Annotated in this window: 2 protein-coding genes; both read right to left on the reverse strand. The window is 65.7% G+C overall.

Annotation, left to right across the window (positions count from 1 at the left end):
• The coding region (locus JCM12178_RS17450) for a carboxyvinyltransferase (RefSeq protein ID WP_500799082.1) at nt 1-252 on the reverse strand (252 nt) is incomplete at its 3' end.
• Nucleotides 253-257: 5 nt separating this feature from the next.
• On the reverse strand, nt 258-679 hold a 422-nt coding region (locus JCM12178_RS17455), incomplete at its 5' end, for a prephenate dehydratase (RefSeq protein WP_157054992.1).

Consider the following 679-nt stretch of genomic DNA (forward strand, 5'->3'; position numbering starts at 1 on the left):
TCCTTGTCCTTGCCGTCGTGGTTGCCGCCCTGCGGGCCGGTCTCGGTGCCGGGTGACGGCCAGCGAGCCGTCCAGCTGGTCCTCGAACTGCACGCCGCAGGCTTCAAGGCAGCCCCGCGTGCGGTGGATGTCGTCGCTGTCCAGCAGGCCGGAGATGATGGAGCGGCCCGGCGCCAGCGCGCCAGCGATGAGGGTGCGGTGGGAGAGGGACTTGGAGGCCGGGGCCTGTATGATGATGGTCTCGTTGGTCATGATTCTTATCCTTCCTGTCCCTTGGGCGCGGCAGGGTACGTGCCGAGGACGCGCAGGGTGTGGCATTGCTCTCGCAGGTTTGCGAGCATGGATTCGTATTCCGTCTTGCCGAGGTCGCATTCGAGGTCGGTGAAAAAGACGTACTTCCATTTCTCGCCCCGGAAGGGACGGGATTCCAGCTTGGTCATGTTGATGCCTTCGCCCGCAAGCGTGTTCAGCACGCCCGCCAGTGAGCCGGGCCTGTCCGGCAGGGTGAACAGGATGCTCGTCTTGTCGCGTTTTTCCTCGCGGACCGGGGAGGGGCCGATGACGAGGAAGCGGGTCCAGTTGTCGGGGTGGTCCTCGATGCGCGCGGCAAGGATGTTCAGGCCGTGCAGCTCGGCAAGCTGTTCGTGGCCGACCACGGCGATGTCCTCGCGGGCTGCGG

This window comes from Salidesulfovibrio brasiliensis JCM 12178 (assembly GCF_001311825.1).
Classification (GTDB): Bacteria; Desulfobacterota; Desulfovibrionia; order Desulfovibrionales; family Desulfovibrionaceae; genus Pseudodesulfovibrio; species Pseudodesulfovibrio brasiliensis.